The organism is Hyalangium ruber (assembly GCF_034259325.1).
GTDB lineage: Bacteria > Myxococcota > Myxococcia > Myxococcales > Myxococcaceae > Hyalangium_A > Hyalangium_A rubrum.
The window spans coordinates 154,909-174,966 of sequence record NZ_JAXIVS010000018.1 but is presented as its reverse complement, the minus strand read 5'-3'; the positions used below and the strand labels follow the sequence as shown (position 1 = coordinate 174,966).

Genomic DNA, 20,058 nt, shown 5'->3' with positions numbered 1-20,058 from the left:
TGACCTGTCCCCAGCAGCCCCGGCTCTACAGCTCGGTGCATCCGGAACACCTCGCTCCTCCTCCACGGTTCGCTCTCTCCTCTACTCTGCATGGAGGCGACCGCTACCTACACCTTGAAAGGGGTGGCCCTTAGGGCTCGTACTTCGGAGTGCTGATCTCCACCGAGAACCGGTCCGGCTTCTCCGCCTTCTTCGGGCTCGCCCGGCGGTCCGATTGCACCTTCAGGTAGGGCTCGATCTTGACCCGAAGGCCGAACACCCAGCGGTTCTTCTCTGGCTCGGTGGGAGCCTGGCCGAAGTTCATCAGCTTCGTCGAATCGCTCATGCCATACAATCTACCACGTTGGGGCGATTGGAGAGATAGCCTACTTATGGAGTAGGCGAGCACCCGTTGAGTTGCCGAGTGCCAGGGGAGCAGGCGAGCGGACTGCTTTAGGGAATCCGCCAACGGACTCCCGCATCCCCATCTTTCGAGGGCAAGGGGCCATCCGGGCTCCCCTGATTTCGAAAGAGAGGTCGCCTCATGCTCATCGTCGGATCCATGCTGGTTGGCAGCATCATCTTCTTCGGGATCATTCTTCTCACCATCCTCTTTGGCGCCTTCGGCAAGGAGTCGGAGAAGGACATGCTGGCTCGCACCGAGCGGGAGCGGAACGCCGGGCTCGAGGGGAATTCCGATCCCCTGCACGGCCGCTACGTCGAGATCTAGCGCGGACGCGGGCTGTAGTAGCGACGCAGCCAGCGGCTCAAGCCATCCAGGCCCGGGAACAGCACACGCTCCGTCACGTTCGCCTGGTCCAGCTTGTCCCGGACCTCCCACTTCAGGGAGGCCGGGACGATGAGCCGGCGCACGCCACGTTTCTGGCTCTCCAGGAACGTGTCCAGCCGCAGCATCGGCCCGTTCATCACCGAGAAGAGCGCGAACTGGTTCACGATGCGGTCGTCCAGCGAGGGCGGCTCCAGGAACAGCACGAAGGGGTGCTTCGTCAGTCTGTCGAACGTGGGCAGGTCTCCCGCCGCCGCCTCGAGCATCTCCGCGGTGAAGACGTCCGCTCCCTCCTCGCGCAGCTGCGTCTGCAATGGCTTGGGCAGCAGCCGGTTCGTCTCCCGGTAGTCCACACACCACACCACGCCATCCACCTCGTACAGCTCCGGATCCTCTGTCAGGAAGTGCAGCGCCACATTCGGGCTGAACGTCCAGTCCAGCAGCCGCGTGGGTAGCCCATGGTGCTGCGCCAGCGCCAACCAGTCCCAGACCGACTCGCACGGCCGCGACGAGGTGCCCCGCGCGTACTTGCGAAAGGCCCGCAGCAGATCCCTCTCGTGAGAGGCGAACGCGCCTCCCTGACGATTGAGCGAGGTGGAGAGGTCATGCCCCGCGTCCGGCACGCCCCGAAAGACGAAGCTCGGGCGAAAGCGCCCCAGCGCCTCGTTCCAGGAGCCCGCGAAGAGCGCCTCCTGTAGCTCCAACCAGCTCTCGACGCGGTGCTCTCTCACACGGGTTCGATCGGCAGGGCGCACGGCAGGTTCGGCGCGGAAGTGGACTGCCTCCGGGCCTCGAGCAGGGGACGCATCCGCTGCGAAAGGTACACCTGCCCCAGCCGGCGCGAGGCCGAGGAGCGCGTGAACGGGATTGCGCCCTGGCAGGGCGCTGGCTCGACGCCGAAGTGACGCAGGAAGCCGGATGAGTGCAGTGAGAAGAGGGACAGGGAGTCGGCGTCATCGAGCAGCGCGAGCGTCTCTGTCTCTCCCGCTCGCACGTGGCGGGTGATGAGCCGGTAGGCCCGTTCGCGCTTCGCGGTCTCCACGCCCAGCTCTGCCAGGAGCTCGCGCGCCATGTCGGCGCCGCACGCCACGGGGGCTACGTCGAAGAGTGAATTCTCCGCTCCATGGAAGAGCGCCGCCACCTGCACCGCCAGCTCCGCATCGGGCTCCAGCCGCAGCACCCACTGCCAGGTATCCAGCGCGTGCTGGTAGCGCGCACGCACTCCGGACCGGCTCAGGTCGTGCAATGCACGGTGCCGTTCCAGGAGTTGGTCGAACACCACCCCCGATGAGGCCGGGTTACGCCGGCCCACCAGTCCCTGGTAGCGCGTGACGATCTCCAGCGCCGCCGTTGCGAGCTCCTCCCCCCGTGCCCCCACCAGGTGCAGCGCCAGACGCTCCGCATCCACCGCCGAGAAGATGCGCGGATCCCACGCGGCTGGGTCGAACCCCGGCGCCCGCCACTCCTCCACGTCCAGCCGCAACACCTGGGCGCCCACCCCCGAGACGAGCGGCTGGATGGCCACCATGGGGAACTCCGCCTCCAGCAGGGCCCAGCCACCCTCGGCTCCCCACGCCTCGGCGTTGAATTCGGACAGCAACAGCTGGCGAAGCATCACGCCTCCCATGCACGGCCCCCCACGGACCGATCGCTGTCTCACCTCTATTCACCTACCTGTGGCTACCACCAGCGGGGGCCCCCTGCGCTTCGTGGGCCACTCCACAGAGGCACGGCTTGGGCGTACAGCACTCCACACCCGGCTCGGGCCGATCGTGCGACAGCGCACAGGCCGGCGAGGGGCCTCACGCCACCTGGCAGCAGCTCGTCGCGGGGGCAAGGTCCGTCTTGTGGTGGGTCAGGGCGTGCAGGATGCGCAGCAGCTCCTGGCGCGAGAACGGCTTGCGCAGCAGGCACACGGCGCCTTCGAAGCTCGGCAGCTCGAAGCTGAGGCCCGTGGTCAACACGATGGGCAACTCCGCCAGCTCACGTTGCGCGTGAAGCAGCCGGATCAGGTCCCGCCCCTCGATATCGGGGAGCACCCAGTCCAGCACCAGCACGTCCACCCGGGGCTCGTTGAAGAAGGCGCGGAGTGCGGCGAAGCCATTGGGACACGCCACCACCCGGTAGCCCGCATGCTCCAGCAACTCCGTCACCGTCTCGCGCAGGTCGCCATCATCTTCAGCCAGGACGACGACAGGGCGCGACAGCGACATGAAAGGGCTCACCTGGGCGGACGCGGAGGAGGGGGCAGGGGAGGCGTCCGGCGCTCAGGCCTGCCGAAGCAGAAGAACCTCCCGCGGCCCGGGCCTCGTCCCCACGGCGGGAGCGCGTGACGGCCTGCTCCGCCGCTCGGGGGGCAAGGGCTCAGGGGCGCCCTGGATCGGCCGGCTGGTTGTAGGCGTAGGCGTCCGCGCCCGGCGCCTTGTCCTGCTGGAACAAGGGGCACTTGGCGCAGGTGAAGCTCTGCCAGTCCTCTTTCACGGCGACATCCACGCAGGCGCTGTAGTGCCGGCAGTAGACGTTGCGGTGCTCTTCGATGTGGAACTGCTCCGCCCGCAGGGGGAGGCGGAATGCGGTGGGTCGCGGCTGAGCGCAGGACATGGTCGATTGACTCGCGTGTGGGTGAACTCCCTGGTCGCTGACTCACCAACGACTGGTGCGTCGCGTCATTCCCGAGAGGGTCCGTCTGTCTCAACCCAGCAGGTCCACCGCTCCTTCCACCGAAGGCGCTGGAAATGCTGGGGCCTTCGTATCTAGTCCCCACCCTCGCGCGTTGCATGGAGCCGCCGAAGAACGCGCATGGCTGGCCGCTCACCAGACGGGCACGTGGCGGCATGCCAAAGGTCGTCGCCGGGCGACCCGCCGTGGGAGGTTGCCTCCTTGTCCGGGTCCTCAGCGGCCGATTGAGACGCTGAAACCTTCACCTGGCCCCCGCTTTCCCCGAAGATGCGCCCGTGTTCACGCCCGTCCGACACCGTTCCGCTGGTACTGCTCCCTCCCGCCGCCCCCTCGCGCTGCTGGCCGTGTGTGCCCTGCTGGCCGTGAGCGGCTGTACCGCCTTTGGTCGCGCCGTGAAGGAGGGCGACCAGCTCACCGCCGAGCACAAGTGGGCCGAGGCCGAGGCCGCCTACCTGCGCGCCCTCGCCGCGGACCCGGAGTCCTCCGAAGTCACGGTGAAGCTGCGCGAGGTGCGCCGCAACTGGAGCGCCGATGTGTACCAGGAGGCCGAGCGCGCCCATGGTGCCGGAGACCTGCCGGGTGCCCAGAAGCTGCTCGTTCGCGCGCTGGAACTGGACGGGGAAAACGCACCGGCCCGCGCGCTGCTAACGCAGACCCTGGATGCGCGGGTGGAGGCGGCCCAGAAGGCACTCAAGGAGGATCGGCTGCAGGACGCGCGCGCCGAGTTCGACGCGGTGCTGTCCGTGGCTCCCGACCATGTGGCCGCTCGCAAGGGCGTGGACGCGGTCCAGGTGGCGTGGGCCAAGCGCTGGTTCAAGACGGCGCAGCAGCTCGAGGAGACAGGCAAGCTGGGCAACGCGCTGCTGGCGTATGTGCGCGCGGACCAGGAGCGGGTCGGCGCCACCGCGGCCCGGGAGCGCGCCGAGGCGGTGCGGCAGAAGCTGCGCGACGAGGTGGCCTTCCTGGTGGTGGCCACCCCCGTGGAGGACAGGGCTCAGTCTCCCGACGTGGCGCAGCGCCTGGGCGCCGGACGGCTGGCCTCCATGCTCCCCAAGGAGGTGCCCATCCGCGTGGTGACGGAGGCGCCCGAGTCCAAGGTCGGTGTGAAGCTGGACCTGGCCCTGGAGCGCGTCATGCCGCTCAAGGCGGTGGAGCCCTTTCAGAAGACCCAGCGCTACCTCGCGGGCAACCGCAGCGTGCCCAACCCCAAGCGCCAGCAGTACGAGAAGCAGCTGCTCCAGACCGAGCGCACCCTGGAGGAGGTGGAGCGCAAGCAGGACGGCGCGCTGCGCGAGTACCTGCGTCGCCAGGCAGAGCTGACCACGGTGCGTCAGGCCGCCGAGCGCTGCCGCGAGCGGGAGAAGAAGACGTGCGTGGAGCTCATCAAGGACTGTGGCGAGGCTGTCCAGGAGCTGTCCCAGTCCCAGGTCGGGCAGGTGCCCGAGGAGTGCAACCCGGCCGGGTGCGCCGCCAGCCAGTGCGGCCAGGAGGAGGGGCTGCTGGCGCAGAACTTCGCCGCGGCGCAGCAGCTGCAGAAGCAGGTGGAGGCGGCGCTGGAGCAGGCGGAGCTGCAGCGGCGCGAGGTGCAGCGCAACCGGGACCTGGTCTTCCGCGAGCCGCTCACCGTGGACGAGCCGATGTACTCGGACTTCGTCTACGACGTGGAGAAGCACCGGCTGACGGTGAAGGCCACCGTCACCTCGGTGCTCCGCGACCTGCTCTCGCCCCAGGCCGCGCCGGCCCCCGTTACCCAGGACTATGACGTGTCGCACGAGGACACGAGCAACAAGGGCTATGACCGCTACGGCGTGCTGGCAGACCCCGTGCAGCTTCGCAACGAGCTGGAGCTGCGCGTGGAGGTGGGCGACAAGGCCATGGCGGACCTGGCCGGCCGGGTGCGCGAGCGCTTCGACGCGTACCGCCAGAAGCGGGTGGAGGATGCGCGGCGCGGCATGGTGCGGCCCGGCGCCGAGGACGTGGTGGAGACCTCGGTGCGGGTGTTGCTGCTCACCGCGGATGCGCCCCCCGCGGACATCCTCCTGCCGGTCACCCAGGCCCGTGGCCTGCAGCGCCCCGAGGCCCTCTTCGGCAAGTGAGCGCCGGAGAACAGGAGGGGATGGAGGACGTTGGATCGTTTCCCCCCTACTTGGTGAGTCAGTGACCTGCTAGGTTGGGTGTTCCCAAGAGGAGGGAACGCCCCCATGGCAGTCAACGCGGAGAACATCCAGGTGTCCCCGGAGGCGCTGGCCCCAGGGACCGAGGTGAATGGCTGGCGCATCCTGTCGCCGCTGGGGGGCGGTGGCTTCGGCGCCGCCTACCGCGTGGAGTCCACCGCCCAACCTGGGGAGTTCTTCGCCCTGAAGGTGGCTCGGCGCCTCGGGGACGAGCGTCTGGGACGGGAGATCGCCCTGCTGATGACCCGGGCCCTCCACCCCCATGTGGTGCGCTTCCACGCCTGCGGGCGCTGGCCCCACCCCGTGACGGGCTACCTCTACTTCGTCATGGACTGGGTGCCGGGGTTGCCCCTCCACTCCTGGGCCCAGGCGCGCAACCCCTCCGTCCGCGTCGCCGTCGAGAAGCTGGCCACGGTGGCGCTGGCCCTGGAGCACCTGCACTCCGAAGGCGTGCTCCACCGGGACCTCAAGCCCGAGCACATCCTCATTCGTGAGCCCGATGGAAAGCCCGTGCTCATCGACTTCGGCGTGGGCTGGTACGCGGGGGCGGACGCCCTCACCACCCAGGGCATGGCTCCGGGCACTCCTCATCTGCGCAGCCCCGAGGCGGTGGCCTTCTGGCGCAAGCATGGCGGCAAGCCGGGGGTGCGCTACGTCTACAAGCCCACCGATGAGGTGTATGCGCTGGGCGTGAGCGCCTACCGGGCGCTGACCGGCCACTGGCCCTTTCCACCCGATGTGGCGTGGGACGAGCTGTTCGGCTCCATCGAGGGCCACGTGCCGCCCGCCCCCGCGGACATCAATCCCCGCATTCCCCGGGCCGTGAGTGACGTCGTCCTGCGCATGATGGCCCGGAGGCTCCAGGACCGGTTTCCCTCGTGCGCGGAGGTCCACGTGGCGCTGGTGGCCGCGATGTCCTTCGCCGGGTTCGAAGCCCTGGAGGCGGAGCTCTTCGCGTGGGAGCTCGTGCCTGAAGCCCAGCGCGCTCCCGAGAAGCCGGAGCGGCGCGCGCGCCTGCCGGAGTGGCCCACGCTGCCTCCGACGGTGCAGGGGGCTCGGCGGAGGCGCTCGGCCTGGCTCCCCGGGGCGTTGTTTCGCGGAAGGGGCATGGAGGCCGCTTCCGCCACCTTGCCGCCACCTGTCGTTGAAGCGGTAGGCCGGCCGGTCCGCGTCGGTCGGGCTCGCGCCGTGGCGGGCGTTGTGGCCCTGGGGCTGGTGGTGCTGGGCGGGCTCTCCGTCCTGGCGGCGTGGGGCTCGGCGCAAACCCTTCCAACCTCTGGGGTAGGAGAAAAATCATCCTCCCTGGCAGGTCAGAAATTGGCGTTGGAGCCCAAGTGGCCTGAACCTTTCTGGACCGCGGCCCCGTATCGGGAGCCAACCCCCGCGGTCGTCGTTGCGACGACGAATCCAGAGGATGTTCCCTTGGTGAAGACGCCCCAGAAGTCGAATCAACCCACAGGCCAGGAAGTGCCCAGGACGCCCCCCGAGACCGAGAAGCCGGCGAAGAAGTCGCTGGAGGGAGTGCGCAAGGCGGCGGTCGTGGCTGCTACCTGCACGGCGCTCGCTGGCTGCGCGAGTTCTCCGCCCCCGCTGCCGACGGACCGGGACTGCCCCAGGAGAGCCAGCGAGACCTTCGATCAGTTTCGCATCCTCAGCGGGATCAGGATCGGCCCCATCGAGTACTCACAAATTACAAGTGGGTCGTATGTCATTCCCGTGCGCGAGAGCGAGAGGGTTGTCTGGACGATGATGGACGACAACCTGGGTGGGTCCACGCTCCCGAGAAGAACCCGGTTCATCGGGCGGATCTGGGTGCGTGATCGACTCTATGGGCGCTTCGATCGCATCGAGCTGCCGGATGGTCGGCAGTTCGAAGTGTGCATGCAGTTCGAGCATCGCGAGGACGGGCCGAGGGGCGTCTGGTTTGAGCCTGGCATCAACTTGGCTGAGCGCGGCCAGGAGCCTGGGGTCGGTACGGTGGATATGGCGGATCTCAAGGCGATGCCTGTGGACGTGTGGGGGAAGGGCCCGGAGGCGCGGAAGTTCTGAGGATGATGCCTTGCCCCGAGCAGGGAGCAGAAGCGCGCTTGCGCGCTCTTGTTCTGCTCAGCCTTTTGCTCCTCGCAGGAGTTGCGCACGCTCAATCCGACTCCTCCTCGGTCGGTAAGAGGGTTCGTCACATCCAGTTGAAGGCGGATGGCTCCGAAGTTCCCACGGTGTTCATCCAACCTGGGCGCTCCACTCTCTTGCTGTTCAACGTCCCTCTCGAGAAGGACGGAGTAGAATTGGAGGCACGTGAGTCCTTCCAGGGGGCCGAGATCGGCGAGCGCAGCGTCTTCCTTCTTCTTGGGACAGGCTTGCCGGTGGGAAGGCGACTGCGTCTGGTGGTTCGCTTCTCTGATGATTTGGTGCCTCGGAGTGCGGAGTTCCTTCTCGAGGTGTCCTCCTCGCAGGGCGAGCGGCAGGTGGAGATTCACCGCCTGCCATTCTTCTGCGAAGGGGAAGGGTTGCTAGGGCTCCTCGCGGCTGGGGAACTGGATGTCCTGGGGATCGATGGTCTGGACCTTCGTTCCGTTCTCCGAGTGGAGAAGGGAGCGGAGGTCCGGGTGGAAGCGGCGCTCAGCTTTCGCGCGCGCAAGCGCATTGCGCTGAGGTTGGAACTTCAGGCCGAGGGAGGGGCTGCTGCGTGGAAGGCGGGAGGCGCGGTGCTGAGGGCTTCTCCGCCTCTTCAGCTTCAGATGGTGGAGGTGCAGACGCCTTCTTCTCCCGAGAGGAGCATTCTCCTCCTCGAGGTGGAGGCTGGGCGCGGGCAACTTCAGGAGCGCTACCATCTCGACTTGCTCGAGGCAGACGGGGGCCGCACCCTCACGCTGGCAAACGTGGTCTTTCCCTGAGTTCACCTCGGCATGTCGAATCTTCTCCACACGTGGGCACCCAACGCGGTAAGTAGGGTTCGGGAGGCCCTACTTGGGAAGAGACATTCCACCTGATGCAACGTTGTTCGAGCGCTTCGTACTCCTCGAGCAGGACTACTTGGAGATCGGTCGCCGCTACATCCAGGCGTTGGGAATCCACAAAGGCATCAGTGCCGCTGTGGAAGACATGAACGCGGGGCGCCTGCCATGGGACAAGGCCTGGCAGGTGCTCGGCCATATGACCTACCTCGCCATCGAGCACATCGCCCAGCGCGTGGGCTTCACCCGCTTCAGCACCGTGTACACGGACCCCGAGTTCGTCGCGTTGCAGGTGAACCGCTTGTCCATGGTGCTCCAGCGCAACGGCCCGTTCCCCGAGGCGCGGTACGTGCGTGCCCTCGAGGACTTCGCCTGGCAGGCCCTGCGCCACTGGCACCTCGTGGCGCACGACCTGGGCGGTCGTCACGCCTACAAGGTCACGCCCGTGCTCGCGAATCTGCTGCGCCAGCCCGACTCCCTGGAGAAGCCCTGGCAGACGCCTCGGCTCCCCGTTTCCTCCTTGTTGGTGCGCGTTCCGCCCGAGGCGGGGATTACGCTCGGTGACGCGGCGGACTGCCCCCACGCCGTCACCGAGATCTATGTCGTCGAGGCCGTGCCTCCTCAGCACCAGTGGTCCGTGTGGATCCACGCTCCCATTGATCCGGAGTTCGCCGAGTCCCTCTACCTGGAGATTCCGATGCCGTCCGAGGGGTCTCTCGAGGAGGGACTCGAGCGTGCCCATGACATGTTCCGTGGCGGCGCTCCGACCTCCGTGGGGTGGAAGGAGTGCGTGCGCTGGCTCGCGGCCGCCATGCGCCACCTGGCGGAAGGGGGATCGCTCCGTGGAGGTTCACACCTGCTCCAGTGAGGCCTGGTTGCCTGGTGCGCGTGCGAGCAGCTGGGGCGTGCCCGATTCGGGGGGAGTCGTGGCGCAATGATTTGGGACTCGGGCCGTAGGAAAGGGTGAAGACCTCCGAAAGAAGGCCACCATGAATCCCAACTCCCTGATGTACGACACCGACCCGAACTACCTGGCGATGTTCTTCGTCATCGTCATGTACCTGGCGCTGATGGCCGTGTTCCTCCTGCCGTTCTGAAGCTCGCGGCACGGAAGTCGGCTGTTGATCAGCGTGCCTGCGCCAGTGGCACCATCTCCTCCCGGCGCAGCAGCAGCCGGGCGTCATCCTTGGGCAGGATGCGGACCTGGAAGCGTCGCCGGTACTCCTCTTCCGGTGTGAAGACGCCTCGGTCGCTCACCAACAGCAGCGCCGTGGGCACCACGTACCGGGACGAGCGGTTGCCGTAGTAATGCACCACCACGTGGTACGGCCCCGGCGCCGCCTTGCGCGCGTGGTACAGCTCGGGCCCCAGCCCATCCGTGATGTCCCAGAAGAGCTTGCCTCCCAGGCTCGTGTCGCGGTGCGAGTAGTAGCAGCGCTCGCCGGTCGGCTCGATGACCCAGAGATCGATGTCCGTGCTGTCCGAGTTCCAGTGCGTGGTGAGCTGGTAGTCGATCGGCTGGAAGTTCATCTCCGCGCCCTGGTACTCGAGCTTCGCCAGCTCGCCCACCCGGTTTCGCAGCGCGGTGGCCGCCGCTTCCGCCCGGGGGTGTCGGGCGAGTGCCGAGAGCATCCGTGCGTAGTGGTACGCCGCCGCCGTCTTCACCTCGGCGGGGTGTCGGGCCCACGAACGTGCCAGGACGATTTCGTAGTTGCGCGCGGCCTCTCCGTAGCGGCCCGTCGCGTCCAGCGCCAACGCCTCCTCGAGGTACGCCTGGCCCTCGAAGGGCCGGTTCAGCCGCACGTGCTCGAAGAGCTCGGCCGCCGCTGGGTATTGCCCCAGCGCCAGCATGCCGTAGCCCACCAGCCGCAGCGCCTCCGGATCCTTCGGGCGCAGCTCCACCGGAGAGGAGAGGGCACGCACTGCCCCCCAGGTGTCTCCCGAGAAGGCCCGCTTGCGCGAGATGGCCTCGTACACCAGCACGTCGTCCCGGTTCTCTCGCCGAGCCTTGCGGTATTCCAGCTCCGCCTGAAGGCGCTCCTCCCCGCCCGCGTAGGGCTCATCCTTCAGCGGCTGACGCCGCAGCAGCGGCGCGAGCTGTGAACGCAGGGCTTCGAGCCGGCGCACCACCTCCCGGCCCGAGTCCGGCACCTCGTCCAAGGCGATGCCCAGCAGCTTGTCCCGGCGCTGATCCTCCTCCTTGCGCCGCAGCCCTTCCAGGTCCTCCAGGTTCACCTGCTCGTTGCGCACGGAGTAGCGGGTGTAGTCGCCCTCCGACTCCAGGATGAGCATGGAGGCCCGCCCGTTCGCCAGGCGGTAGTGCTGGCTGAGCGCCACCACCATCCGGTCCAGCCGCTCGTCGTCCAGCGACACCAGTCGCCCCACGAACAGCTCCGCCCAGGCTCTCGGCGCGAAGAGGCTGTCTTCCTCGCGCGGCAGGGGCACACGCAGCACGCGCTCTTCCTGGCCGGCGCGCGTCACCACCTCCAGCTCCGCCGCGCCTTCCGACGGCAGCCGCCCGGCCACTTGCAGCTCCTGTCCCGGGAAGAGCAGGTGGGGCCGGCCCGCCACCACCAGATCCTTCACCTGCGCGCCCTTCACCGTGACCCGCTCCAGTACCACCGAGGCGGCTCGGTGCGCCCTGGCCGCTGCCTCCACCTCCGAGCCGGAGAGCACGTTCACCACGCGGCCACCGCTGGTTCGCGCCAGCGCGTCGAACAGCTCCGTGTTCACCGCCGCCTCGCCGAAGCGGTAGCTCACCCAGCGCAGTGTCGCCACGCTGGGGTGGCGGGTGAGCAGTGCGTCCACCTGGCTCTGGCCCCAGGTGGCATTGCCATCCGAGAGCAGGAAGGCCGTCACCCGCTCGTTGGGCTGGGCGGGCTCGAGCCACTCGCGCCCGGCTCGGTCCAGCTCCTCCAGCGCTCCGTCCACGTGTGAAGCGCCCTCCAGGAACATGCGCTCCAGCTCCGAGAAGCTCTGCTGGCGGTTCGCGGCGTCATTGGGCCGCCAACCCGGGGCGTGCAGCCAGCGCGGACGCACGTCGAACAGCAGCACCGCGTACTCCTTCAGCGTCGGATCCTTTTCCAGCAGTGCGCGCAAGGTGGCTGCCTGGAGTGCCCAGGCGTTGCCGTCCTCCGCCGACAGAGAGGTGTCCACCACCAGCACCGCCCGTCCGGTGGGAGCGCCTTCCGCGCCCGAGGTCAGACGCTCGGGCAGCCGCACGCGAGCGTGAAAGGCCTGGCCTGGCAGCCCCGCCGCATCCTTGCCCACCAGTACGTCGGCCTCCGCGTTCTTGGGCGTGAGCGCCACCGCCAGCGCGCCGTCTCCCTGCAGCTTGGAGAAGTCGTACGCCTGCCATGGGCCGAGCGCTCGTGGCTGGGGACCTGGCTCCGGTTGCACCAGCACCTCCGCGGTGTGGCGTGGGTCCACATGCACTCGCGCAGAGACCTGGAGCTCTTTCCCCGCGCCGGGAGGCAGCGGCCACGTGTAGCGCAGGCGCTGCCCATCGAAGAGCAGCGTCTGCTCGTAGGCGATCACCACGCGCTTGAGGCTCTTGGGAGGCAGGGGGAACACGCGCGCGCTGAAGGTGGAGGCTCCCGCCCACTCCAACAGGGCCGGGTCCACGTTGCGCCGCACCACCTCCTCGTACACCTCACGCGCTCGCTTCTGCTCGACGACCCGGGCCTCCTGGCGCTCACCCCAGGTGTACTTTGCCCCCGGCTTGCTCGGCGGCGCGGCAGCTCCCAGCTCCTCCACCTTCGCCGAGTCCTCTCCCAGAGGCGGCAGCAGCTCCGAGGACTGGAAGAGCGAGGGCGTGTTCACCGCTACCGCTCCCGAGTACATGGCGAAGCCCGCCACCGTCGCTCCTCCCGGCAGCGGATAGTAGAAGGTGCCTTCCAGGCTGCGGCTCGTGTCGTTCTCGAACAGGTGGTCCACCACCGTGCGTGCCCGGGCGCCCTGGATGTACGTCACCACGCGCACCGCGCGCGTCTTGAGCGGCTGGTAGCGGCCCGCCTCATCCGTTACCAGCACTTTGGCCGTTCGGGGCGCTGCCTCCACCTTCGGCAGCACCGGCGTGGGCGGCGCTCCACCCTTGCCACTCGAGGGCTTCTGAGGATCGGCCTTGCGCGCCATGTCCGCGGGAGCGGGAGCGGGCGGAGGTGGAGGCGGAGGCGGAGGGGCTCCGGCGGCGCTCGGCTCCATCGCAGGGGTGCTGGCGGCGCGGCCGCCGAGCGCTCCACCGACGACTCCTCCAACGAAGCCTCCCTGGACTCCTGCCTCCACGCCTTCGGCCACCTCCGCCTCGACGGAAGGCGAATCCGGCGCGGCAGCCTCCCCTGTCGCCGAGGCTTCCCGCTGGGCTGGACGCTCGAGCGCCGCGATCTGCTCCTCGGTGAGCACCTGCGGATCCGCCACCGAGTCACGCAGCTCCGCGAGGTTCACCTCGCCCGTGTCCGCCTGGCCGGGCGCCGTCGCGGGCGCGGCCAGTCCCGCCTTCTGGAAGCGGGCCACCTCCTCCTGAGAGGCGCTGGGACTCTTCGTCGACGTGGGAGGGGGAGGGGTGCTCCGGGTGCAGCCCGAGCTGAGGAGCCACGTCAGCAACAGGGCGGTGGAGGCGCGCGTCAGGTGCATGGCCCGAGGACGTTAGCCCATCGCGCCGCATGCTGGGAAAGGTGGTCCGAGCGGCTCAGTCCACGCTCTCGCTCACGCCCTCGTGCCGCGTCCTCAGCACTTCCATGTGGCGGCGCCGTGCATCGGCGACGAGCAGGTGCCAGGCGGCTGCGATCAGGCCCACCAGCAAGCAGCCGCTCCAGAGCGTAATTCCTCCAAAGCGGCCCAGTACCTGGCTGCCCAGTACGGGCGCCACGCACGCGGCCAGCCCCCAGCTCATGTGGAACGCCCCCTGGTAGCTACCGCGCAGCGCCGGCGGCGCCAGGTCCGTCACCACCGAGGGGGCCACCGCCGCGTTGAGGATCTCTCCCACCGTCCACACCACCACGGCCATCATGGCCAGCGGCACGTTGAACGACAGCACATGCAGCCCGAAGCCCACGCCGGTGAAGACCGCGGCGCCGGCGAGCACGGCGGAGCGGCGCCAATGGGAGACGAAGCGCCCGACGAAGGGCTGCACCAGCACGATGAGCACGCCGTTGGCGGACAGGGCCAGCCCGAACTGCGCCGGGCTCATGCCCCGCGCGCCCAGGTCCAGGGCGAGCGCCACGTTCATCTGGAAGAAGATGAGGGCCATCAGGAAGGTGGGCAGCCAGAAGTTCAGGAACGTCTTGTCCCAGAAGGGCGCCAGCGAGGGCAGCACGGAGTTCGAAGCGGAGCGCTGAGGGAGGGTCTCCGGGAACTTGAACCAGACGATGCAGCCGTAGAGGAAGGTGGTGAGCGCATCCACCAGGAAGAGGAGGAGGAAGCCGCTTCGGGACACCAGCCCCGCCAAGGGGAGCGCGATGGAGAAGCCCACGTTCACCACCCAGTAGAGCAGCCCGAAGGCCCGCGTTCGATCCTGGGGCGGCACCACGTCCGCGATGGCCGCGGAGACGGCCGGCCGGTACATCTCTCCCACGATTCCCAGCGTGAAGGCGGCCACGCGGATCCACATCGGCTCCCGGGAGAAGCCCAGGAAGATCATCCCCGCCGAGCCCAGCCACAAGCCGAGCGCCAGCGCCGTCCGTCGCCCGAACCGGTCAGCCAGCGTGCCTCCCAGCGGCCCAGACACCACCGCCCCCGCACCGTAGAGCGCCGCGACGAGGCCCGCCTGCTCCTCGCTGAAGCCGCGCTCCCGCGTCAGGTAGAGCGCCAGGAAGGGCACCACGAAGGCGCCCAGCCGGTTCACCAGCGTGCCCGTCCATAGGAGCCAGTACGTCCCAGGCAGCCCGCCAACGGTGGCGCGCACCTGTTCCACCAGTCGGGTGCGGAGCGTCGTTCGAGAGGGGGGGCCCATCAGGGCGCGCAGCATGCGCCAGCGCCTCGCGGTCTCCAAGAGGACGGACGGGCAGGACTCGTCCCTGGAGGCGCTCCGGAGCGGGTAGGCTGGGCGCTTCAGAAGGGCTGCGCCATGAGCTTCCTCATGCAATTGCTGGCCTGGGTGGCCTGCGTGGTGGTGGGCACGGCCCTCTTCATCGCCGTGGTCAGCCTCAACGACTTCCGGTACCGGTGGGATTGGCCCAGGCTGTCCTCTCTGCGCTGCCCCGAGTGCGGGAGCAAGTACGACCTGCGCATCATCCGCGTCACCTTCCTGCCCTTGGAGGGCTCCAAGACCGGTCCTGGAGAGTGGGAGGTGAAGTGTGCTTCCTGCGGACTCCAGGTCGTCTATTTGAGGCGAGGGAAGATCCAGCGCACCTTCCGGCAACCCTAGGCGGCGCCCAGCCGCTGTTTCAGGCAGTTCGCCAGGGCGGCGCGCACCTCGTCTGGAAAGCCGGAGTAGCCGGGCGTGTCGTTGCTCTCTAGCGCGACGAACTCGCCGTCCTCCTTCTCCAGGAAGTCGAGCGCCAGCGTATCGGCGCGCAAGTGGGTCATCGCCGCGCGCGTCTGCTGGACGAGCACCTCGGGCGGCTCGATGAGCCGGTACTTGCGCGTATCCACGTTCGCCTTCCACCCGCGCCCCTCTCGCTCCATCGCCCAGTATCGGTCACCCACCGCCAGGCAGCGCACGTCCCGCCGATAGTCGATGTACGGCTCTACCGTGACGTACTCCTCGACCGCGAAGAGCAGGTCCGCCACGTCTCCCCAGGATTCGTTGTCCTGCACCCGCGCCTTGCCGTAGCCGCCGTGGTGGTTGCCCGCCTTCACGACCAGCGGGAAGTTCCTCCCCAGCCGGCGCGCCATGTCGTCGCCCGTGGCCACATCGAAGGAGATGGTCTTCAGGCCCGCCGCGCGCAGCTCCGCCAGCATGGAGAGTCGCTCGAAGCCGCGCAGCAGCACCTCCGCCGGGTTCACGCACGGCACCCCACTCAGGCGGATGATCTCCAGCGCCGTGCGGTAACGCTCCTGCGGCCGGATGGCGCCCACGCGCCAGAGCACTCCGTCCAGCCGCGTGGCCGCCTCGCGGTCGATGCACCACAGCTCTCCGTCGCGCAGCACCCAGGCGCAGTCCTGGATGCGGCGGTAGATGACTTCGTCGCCCGGGAAGTAGCTGTGCCAGTACTGCTCGCCATTGATGATCGCGATGGTGCGTCCCATACGCTCGGACGCTAGCAGCACTGTGAAAGCCCGTTCCTGGTTGGCGGACGGGCGGCGTCGTCTTTCTGAAGGCTCAGCGCTTCACCACGGGCTTCGCGGTGAGGGCCGCCGGGCGCTTGTCCGGCGTACACATGTTGTTGTCCGCCGGGCGCTGACCGAAGAAGAGCTGCTCGCCGTCCACCTTCACGAGGTCGTGGTCCGTGCCGCACGCCGAGGTCGGCTGGAAGAACAGGCAGCCCGTCTCTGTCGTCCGCTGCTCCTCGCCCACCTTCCACGTCCCCGTGCCGCACTTCGCGTTCTGGAACGCCTCCGCCAACGCCGGCAGGTGCGGCGTCATGTAGAGCTCGCCGAAGCCGAAGTTGCCCTCGGTGGCGCCCGGCACCGCCGCCGAGTCCTTCTCCAGCGTGTAGGGGCCCTGGACTCGCGCCGTGAACAGCTTCGTCTGGCACTGCGCGTCCCCGAAGGCGTCCAGGTTCAGCGTCCAGGTGTTCTCCGTCAGCGTGAAGTGGCGCTGGATGAAGTTGGTGCCGCCCGCGGCCTCGCACGTCGGGCTCGACCAAGTGCCTTTCAGGTCCTGGGGCTTCACCGCCGTCTTCGCGCCCTCCGGAGTGCTGGCACAGGCGACGGTGAGCAGCGCGACGAGGGAGGCGAACAGGGGCAGGGAGGTCTTCATGGCGGTTCTTCCTTTCGGTGAGCGACTCGGGCGCGGCAGCGCGTCCGAACGGCGATAGGAATGCCTCAGTCCCCGCCATGCGAAAACGCTGGTGTTCGCAGCAGGCCCCTGCGAATTTGCAGGCCATGCCGAACTGGGACGACCTGCGCTACTTCCTGGCCATCGCCCGTGAAGGCTCGCTCGCCTCCGCGGCTCGCACGCTGCGCGTGGACGCCACGACGGTGGGGCGGCGGCTGGCGGCCCTGGAGGAGGAGCTGGGCACCCGCCTCTTCGATCGGATGCCGGCGGGTTTCGTGCCCACCGCCGCCGGGCGCAACATCCGCGCCTCCGTGGAGGAGATGGAGTCCACCGCGCTCGCCGTGGAGCGCAAGGCCAGTGGCGAGGACGCGCGGCTGGAGGGCACCGTGCGCATCACCACCACCGAGGCCTTCGCCGTGCGCACGCTGCTGCCGCTGTTCGGGCCCTTCCGCGAGCGCCACCCCGGCATCGAGGTGCAGTTCCTCACCGACTATGGCGCCCTGGACCTGGCTCGGCGCGAGGCGGACATCGCCGTGCGTCTTACTCGCCCCCAGGAGGACACCCTGGTGGCTCGCAAGGTGGGGGAGATCGCCATCGCTCCGTATGCCGCCGAGCGGTATCTGGCGCGGCGCGGGCTGCCCGACCCGGCCACAGGTTTCGCGGGCCATGAGCTCATCGGCTACGCGGACGCGGCGGCCAAGTGGCCCGAGGCGCGGTGGATGAACGAGGTGGCGACGTCCGCCCGGGTGGCCGTGCGCTGCAACTCGCTGCTGTCGGTGGTGGCGGCCGCGGGCGCCGGCGTGGGGCTGGGGCTCATGCCCTGTTTCATGGGGGACAGAGAGCCCGGGCTGCGGCGGCTCATGCCGCCCGTGGCCTCGCTGCGCCGTGACATCTGGCTGGTAGTACACCGCGATTTGCAGCACAACGCGCGTGTGCGCGCCGTGCTCCACTTCCTGGCAGAGCTCATCCAGCGTGAGCGCTCCCTCATCGCGGGCGAGGGCCCTCCCGCTCCGAGGGTGGAGCCTGCTCCCGTGGCTCCTGCCGTGGCCACGCCTCGCAAGGCGAAGGGCCGGGCCTCATGATTCAGGTCATCAGCTTGCTCGGGGTGTGTCTGATGCTCGGGGCGCTGGGGCGGCGCAGCCAGCGCTTCCCGGCGCAGACCGCCATGGTGATCAACTCCTTCGTTCTCGCCGTGGCCCTGCCCGCGCTCGTGCTCCGCGCGGTCCACCGGCTGGAGTTCCGTCCCGGGTTGATCGCCGCCGCCGTCTCGCCATGGCTCATCTTCCTGGGCGCCGTGCTCCTCTGTCGGCTCATCGGCCCTCGGCTGGGCCTGGGGCGCGCATCCATCGCCGCGATCGTGCTCACCGCGGGCCTGAGCAACACCGCCTTCGTCGGCCTGCCCATGGCCGAGGCTCTGCTTGGCCGCGAGGGGCTCGCCGTGGCCGTGGTGGTGGATCAGCTCGGCTCCTTCCTCGTGCTCGCCACGCTGGCCACCGTCTTCGCCGTACACACCTCCTCCGGTGGTGGCGCCCTGCGCCCGGTCACGCTCCTGCGCAAGGTGGTGACGTTTCCTCCCTTCGTGGCGCTCGTGCTCGCCCTGCTCCTGCGCCCCTGGACCTTCCCCGGTTGGCTGGATGGATTGCTGGAGCGGCTGGGCTCGACGCTCACGCCGCTCACGCTCTTCTCCGTGGGCTTTCAGCTCCAGCTGGGAGGCATGCGGGAGCGCGTGGGCGCGCTGGCCTTGGGGCTCGGCTACAAGCTCGTGCTGGCGCCCGCCCTGGTGGTGCTCGGGCTGTGGGCCTTGCCCGCTGTCACTCCGCTCGTTCGCGAGGCCACCGTGCTGCAGAACGCCATGGCCCCCATGGTCAGCGGCGCCATCCTCGCCGCCGAGTACGAGCTGGATCCGGACCTGGCGGCCCTCATGGTGGGGCTGGGCATTCCCCTGTCCTTCGCTACCGCGCCCCTGTGGCTGTGGTTGGTGCGCTGAGCAGGGGCGTGCTCACTCCAGGGCGTGGACGAGCTCCACCAGCACCGTCTCCCGCGTGCCCATGCGCCTCGGTGGGAAGGGCTTGTCCTCGCGGTAGCCGTGGCGCTCCCAGAAGCGACGCCCCGAGGTGTTCTGCTCCGCGCACGCCAGGCGGATCCGCCACGCGCCTTGGGCTCGCGCCCAGCCTTCCGCCGCGCGCAGGATGCCCTCGCCCAGGCCCTTGCCTCGCACTCCCGGCTCGAGCAGCAACAGCCCCAGGTACCACTCTCCCGGCTCGCGGCAGTCGCGCACCAGGTCCAGCGCGCCGCACAGGCGCGGACGTGGCGTGAAGAGGCCGAAGAAGAACTTGTCCTCCAGCGTCCGGCCCGGAGGCAGCTCCGTCAGCAGGTTCCGCGCCTCTCCAGGCCCGGCGGGCTCACCATAGATGAGGACGTGGTAGTCGGCGCACGCGTCACACAGCGCCTGCAGGGCCGCGGTGTCCTTCTCTTCGAGCCGGCGCGCCGTCAGGCCCAGCTCCAGGGGCAGGGAGAGCATGGAGCGACTCTCTCATGGGCCGCACCTGGAGCGGTGAACAGAGGACGGGAGCTACGCGCTGGCCGTGGCCGCGTACGACAGCTCCAGGTTGTTGCCGCGCACCCGCATGCGGGGCCGCGTCAGGCTGTGGCACCTGGCGCAGTAGCTGTGCGCCCCCGAAGGAGTCGCGCGGATCGTCACCTCACCTCCGCACACCATGCAGCCGTCGGGGAGGGTGAACTCGGCGAACCGGTCGCCGTTCAACTCAGGGATCGCATTCATGCCTTTGACGTAACGCAGAATTCGGCCACCACAAGTCGAGTTGGACCTGTCCTTCGGTAGTGAGCAGGCGGCCAGGCGAGCGACCCTGAAGTCCTTACGGGGCGATCCGCGAATGCCCACCTGTACACACCGCAACCCGGCGAAGTCCCGTGTCCGGTCTGGCACGGCTCTTTCAAGTAAAGGCTCCCGAGGGGGGGATGGGCGGATGGCGGAGATTGAACAGGTGGCGCTCGTCCAGGATCGACGTGGGTGGAGCGTGAAGGTGGTGTTGAAGCAGGGCGGTGTGCGGCACTACCGCTATGGGAGCGAGGCCCAGGCGCGATTCTTCGCCGCCGTGTTCGAGCTGGGGCCTCGGATGTTGCCTCCAGCGGCCAAGGCCCGGGCGCGGCAGCGGAGGCGGGCACGGCCAGCCGCACTGCCGGTGGATGTGGGCCTTTGAGGTAGCGCGGGCGGGGGCTCGGCCGCAGCTTTCTTCTACCCATGCGAGCGGGATTCGGAGAGGCTGCGTGGGTTCGTAGGAGACGATCATGAGCGACGCCCCCAAGCCCCTCGTTCTTCCCACCAACCGCCAGTCGGTCACCAGTGAGCCGGATCCCGGTGGCCGCTGGTCCAACCAGTTCCCCGATATGATCGGCTACAAGAGCCAGGGCGGCGGCAAGGTCCCCGCCGACTTCGGGTGGAACACCAACCCCAAGCAGTGGCAGGAGGAGCTGACGCCGGAGACGCTCGGCCAGCGCTACCAGCAGCTGCGCGTGCTGCCCGCCGCGAGGTCCACGCCCGCGCTGCCGGAAGGCACCAAGAAGGAGTAGCCCGGCTTCCGGGTC

Annotated in this window: 21 protein-coding genes; 10 read left to right on the top strand and 11 right to left on the bottom strand. The window is 68.8% G+C overall.

Annotated features, from left to right (window positions below; translation table 11 throughout):
• Positions 1-130 precede the first annotated feature (130 nt).
• The gene (locus SYV04_RS38045) at positions 131-325 is read right to left on the bottom strand and encodes a hypothetical protein (protein ID WP_321550964.1); all 195 of its coding nucleotides are present in this window, start codon (positions 323-325) and stop codon (positions 131-133) included.
• A gap of 198 nt (positions 326-523) precedes the next feature.
• Here SYV04_RS38045 and SYV04_RS38040 point away from each other — a divergent pair, with 198 nt between their 5' ends.
• The gene (locus SYV04_RS38040; protein WP_321550963.1) at positions 524-709 is read left to right on the top strand and encodes a hypothetical protein; all 186 of its coding nucleotides are present in this window, start codon (positions 524-526) and stop codon (positions 707-709) included.
• Here SYV04_RS38040 and SYV04_RS38035 read toward each other — a convergent pair.
• The 4 genes from SYV04_RS38035 to SYV04_RS38020 form a co-directional block, all read right to left on the bottom strand.
• Positions 706-1,497, bottom strand: coding sequence for an FRG domain-containing protein (locus tag SYV04_RS38035; RefSeq protein ID WP_321550962.1), 792 nt, complete (start codon positions 1,495-1,497; stop codon positions 706-708). The two genes, SYV04_RS38040 and SYV04_RS38035, sit on opposite strands and share 4 nt — an antisense overlap.
• Positions 1,494-2,381, bottom strand: a complete 888-nt coding sequence (locus tag SYV04_RS38030) for a hypothetical protein (RefSeq protein ID WP_321550961.1) — start codon at positions 2,379-2,381, stop codon at positions 1,494-1,496. The genes SYV04_RS38035 and SYV04_RS38030 overlap by 4 nt, the downstream gene beginning before the upstream one ends.
• Positions 2,382-2,568: 187 nt before the next feature.
• On the bottom strand, positions 2,569-2,979 hold the full coding sequence (locus tag SYV04_RS38025; protein ID WP_321550960.1) for a response regulator: 411 nt from the start codon (positions 2,977-2,979) through the stop codon (positions 2,569-2,571).
• Between the two features lie 151 nt (positions 2,980-3,130).
• Positions 3,131-3,367 carry a hypothetical protein gene (locus SYV04_RS38020; RefSeq protein ID WP_321550959.1) on the bottom strand — a complete coding sequence of 79 codons (237 nt, stop codon included), beginning with the start codon at positions 3,365-3,367 and terminating at the stop codon, positions 3,131-3,133.
• Positions 3,368-3,720: 353 nt separating this feature from the next.
• Here SYV04_RS38020 and traC point away from each other — a divergent pair, with 353 nt between their 5' ends.
• The 4 genes from traC (at position 3,721) to SYV04_RS38000 (ending at position 9,441) form a co-directional block, all read left to right on the top strand.
• Positions 3,721-5,541 carry an outer membrane exchange accessory lipoprotein TraC gene (gene traC / locus SYV04_RS38015; protein WP_321550958.1) on the top strand — a complete coding sequence of 607 codons (1,821 nt, stop codon included), beginning with the start codon at positions 3,721-3,723 and terminating at the stop codon, positions 5,539-5,541.
• Between the two features lie 105 nt (positions 5,542-5,646).
• A complete protein-coding gene (locus SYV04_RS38010) occupies positions 5,647-7,668 on the top strand; it encodes a serine/threonine protein kinase (protein WP_321550957.1) in 2,022 nt (673 codons plus the stop codon).
• Between the two features lie 2 nt (positions 7,669-7,670).
• Positions 7,671-8,513 (top strand): DUF2381 family protein, encoded by an 843-nt coding sequence (locus SYV04_RS38005; RefSeq protein ID WP_321550956.1) that lies wholly within the window; start codon positions 7,671-7,673, stop codon positions 8,511-8,513.
• A gap of 103 nt (positions 8,514-8,616) precedes the next feature.
• The gene (locus tag SYV04_RS38000) at positions 8,617-9,441 is read left to right on the top strand and encodes a hypothetical protein (RefSeq protein ID WP_321550955.1); all 825 of its coding nucleotides are present in this window, start codon (positions 8,617-8,619) and stop codon (positions 9,439-9,441) included.
• 257 nt (positions 9,442-9,698) lie between these two features.
• Here SYV04_RS38000 and SYV04_RS37995 read toward each other — a convergent pair whose 3' ends face one another.
• Entirely contained in the window at positions 9,699-13,205 is a 3,507-nt protein-coding gene (locus SYV04_RS37995) for a VIT domain-containing protein (RefSeq protein ID WP_321550954.1), read from the bottom strand.
• 55 nt (positions 13,206-13,260) lie between these two features.
• Positions 13,261-14,538 (bottom strand): MDR family MFS transporter, encoded by a 1,278-nt coding sequence (locus tag SYV04_RS37990; protein ID WP_321550953.1) that lies wholly within the window; start codon positions 14,536-14,538, stop codon positions 13,261-13,263.
• A 99-nt stretch (positions 14,539-14,637) separates the two neighbouring features.
• On the opposite strand from SYV04_RS37990, the gene SYV04_RS37985 reads away from it, so the two are divergent.
• Positions 14,638-14,937: a hypothetical protein gene (locus SYV04_RS37985; protein ID WP_321550952.1), complete on the top strand. Its 300-nt coding sequence runs from the start codon at positions 14,638-14,640 to the stop codon at positions 14,935-14,937.
• Here SYV04_RS37985 and SYV04_RS37980 read toward each other — a convergent pair.
• Positions 14,934-15,761: an ATP-grasp domain-containing protein gene (locus SYV04_RS37980; RefSeq protein ID WP_321550951.1), complete on the bottom strand. Its 828-nt coding sequence runs from the start codon at positions 15,759-15,761 to the stop codon at positions 14,934-14,936. The genes SYV04_RS37985 and SYV04_RS37980 overlap by 4 nt on opposite strands.
• 73 nt (positions 15,762-15,834) lie before the next feature.
• On the bottom strand, positions 15,835-16,434 hold the full coding sequence (locus SYV04_RS37975) for a hypothetical protein (RefSeq protein ID WP_321550950.1): 600 nt from the start codon (positions 16,432-16,434) through the stop codon (positions 15,835-15,837).
• A gap of 125 nt (positions 16,435-16,559) precedes the next feature.
• Here SYV04_RS37975 and SYV04_RS37970 point away from each other — a divergent pair, with 125 nt between their 5' ends.
• Positions 16,560-17,534, top strand: coding sequence for a LysR family transcriptional regulator (locus SYV04_RS37970; RefSeq protein ID WP_321550949.1), 975 nt, complete (start codon positions 16,560-16,562; stop codon positions 17,532-17,534).
• Positions 17,531-18,439, top strand: coding sequence for an AEC family transporter (locus tag SYV04_RS37965; RefSeq protein WP_321550948.1), 909 nt, complete (start codon positions 17,531-17,533; stop codon positions 18,437-18,439). The genes SYV04_RS37970 and SYV04_RS37965 overlap by 4 nt, the downstream gene beginning before the upstream one ends.
• Positions 18,440-18,451: 12 nt before the next feature.
• Here the strand turns inward: SYV04_RS37965 and SYV04_RS37960 are convergent, their stop codons facing one another.
• A complete protein-coding gene (locus SYV04_RS37960) occupies positions 18,452-18,973 on the bottom strand; it encodes a GNAT family N-acetyltransferase (RefSeq protein ID WP_321550947.1) in 522 nt (173 codons plus the stop codon).
• 51 nt (positions 18,974-19,024) lie between these two features.
• Complete coding sequence (locus SYV04_RS37955; RefSeq protein ID WP_321550946.1) at positions 19,025-19,234, bottom strand: hypothetical protein; 210 nt, start codon at positions 19,232-19,234, stop codon at positions 19,025-19,027.
• A 205-nt stretch (positions 19,235-19,439) separates the two neighbouring features.
• Between SYV04_RS37955 and SYV04_RS37950 the strand changes: the two genes are divergently transcribed.
• Positions 19,440-19,673, top strand: coding sequence for a hypothetical protein (locus tag SYV04_RS37950; protein WP_321550945.1), 234 nt, complete (start codon positions 19,440-19,442; stop codon positions 19,671-19,673).
• Between the two features lie 88 nt (positions 19,674-19,761).
• Positions 19,762-20,043, top strand: a complete 282-nt coding sequence (locus SYV04_RS37945; RefSeq protein ID WP_321550944.1) for a hypothetical protein — start codon at positions 19,762-19,764, stop codon at positions 20,041-20,043.
• Positions 20,044-20,058: the final 15 nt, after the last annotated feature.

What these genes read in the sequence shown, in the direction of transcription:
- SYV04_RS38045 (WP_321550964.1), bottom strand. Translation starts at nt 325, where the DNA reads ATGAGCGATTCGACGAAGCTGATGAACTTCGGCCAGGCTCCCACCGAG.
- SYV04_RS38040 (WP_321550963.1), top strand. Translation starts at nt 524, where the DNA reads ATGCTCATCGTCGGATCCATGCTGGTTGGCAGCATCATCTTCTTCGGG.
- SYV04_RS38030 (WP_321550961.1), bottom strand. Translation starts at nt 2,381, where the DNA reads ATGCTTCGCCAGCTGTTGCTGTCCGAATTCAACGCCGAGGCGTGGGGA.
- SYV04_RS38025 (WP_321550960.1), bottom strand. Translation starts at nt 2,979, where the DNA reads ATGTCGCTGTCGCGCCCTGTCGTCGTCCTGGCTGAAGATGATGGCGAC.
- SYV04_RS38020 (WP_321550959.1), bottom strand. Translation starts at nt 3,367, where the DNA reads ATGTCCTGCGCTCAGCCGCGACCCACCGCATTCCGCCTCCCCCTGCGG.
- SYV04_RS38010 (WP_321550957.1), top strand. Translation starts at nt 5,647, where the DNA reads ATGGCAGTCAACGCGGAGAACATCCAGGTGTCCCCGGAGGCGCTGGCC.
- SYV04_RS38005 (WP_321550956.1), top strand. Translation starts at nt 7,671, where the DNA reads ATGATGCCTTGCCCCGAGCAGGGAGCAGAAGCGCGCTTGCGCGCTCTT.
- SYV04_RS37995 (WP_321550954.1), bottom strand. Translation starts at nt 13,205, where the DNA reads ATGCACCTGACGCGCGCCTCCACCGCCCTGTTGCTGACGTGGCTCCTC.
- SYV04_RS37990 (WP_321550953.1), bottom strand. Translation starts at nt 14,538, where the DNA reads ATGCTGCGCGCCCTGATGGGCCCCCCCTCTCGAACGACGCTCCGCACC.
- SYV04_RS37985 (WP_321550952.1), top strand. Translation starts at nt 14,638, where the DNA reads ATGAGCTTCCTCATGCAATTGCTGGCCTGGGTGGCCTGCGTGGTGGTG.
- SYV04_RS37980 (WP_321550951.1), bottom strand. Translation starts at nt 15,761, where the DNA reads ATGGGACGCACCATCGCGATCATCAATGGCGAGCAGTACTGGCACAGC.
- SYV04_RS37975 (WP_321550950.1), bottom strand. Translation starts at nt 16,434, where the DNA reads ATGAAGACCTCCCTGCCCCTGTTCGCCTCCCTCGTCGCGCTGCTCACC.
- SYV04_RS37970 (WP_321550949.1), top strand. Translation starts at nt 16,560, where the DNA reads ATGCCGAACTGGGACGACCTGCGCTACTTCCTGGCCATCGCCCGTGAA.
- SYV04_RS37965 (WP_321550948.1), top strand. Translation starts at nt 17,531, where the DNA reads ATGATTCAGGTCATCAGCTTGCTCGGGGTGTGTCTGATGCTCGGGGCG.
- SYV04_RS37960 (WP_321550947.1), bottom strand. Translation starts at nt 18,973, where the DNA reads ATGCTCTCCCTGCCCCTGGAGCTGGGCCTGACGGCGCGCCGGCTCGAA.
- SYV04_RS37955 (WP_321550946.1), bottom strand. Translation starts at nt 19,234, where the DNA reads ATGAATGCGATCCCTGAGTTGAACGGCGACCGGTTCGCCGAGTTCACC.
- SYV04_RS37950 (WP_321550945.1), top strand. Translation starts at nt 19,440, where the DNA reads ATGGCGGAGATTGAACAGGTGGCGCTCGTCCAGGATCGACGTGGGTGG.
- SYV04_RS37945 (WP_321550944.1), top strand. Translation starts at nt 19,762, where the DNA reads ATGAGCGACGCCCCCAAGCCCCTCGTTCTTCCCACCAACCGCCAGTCG.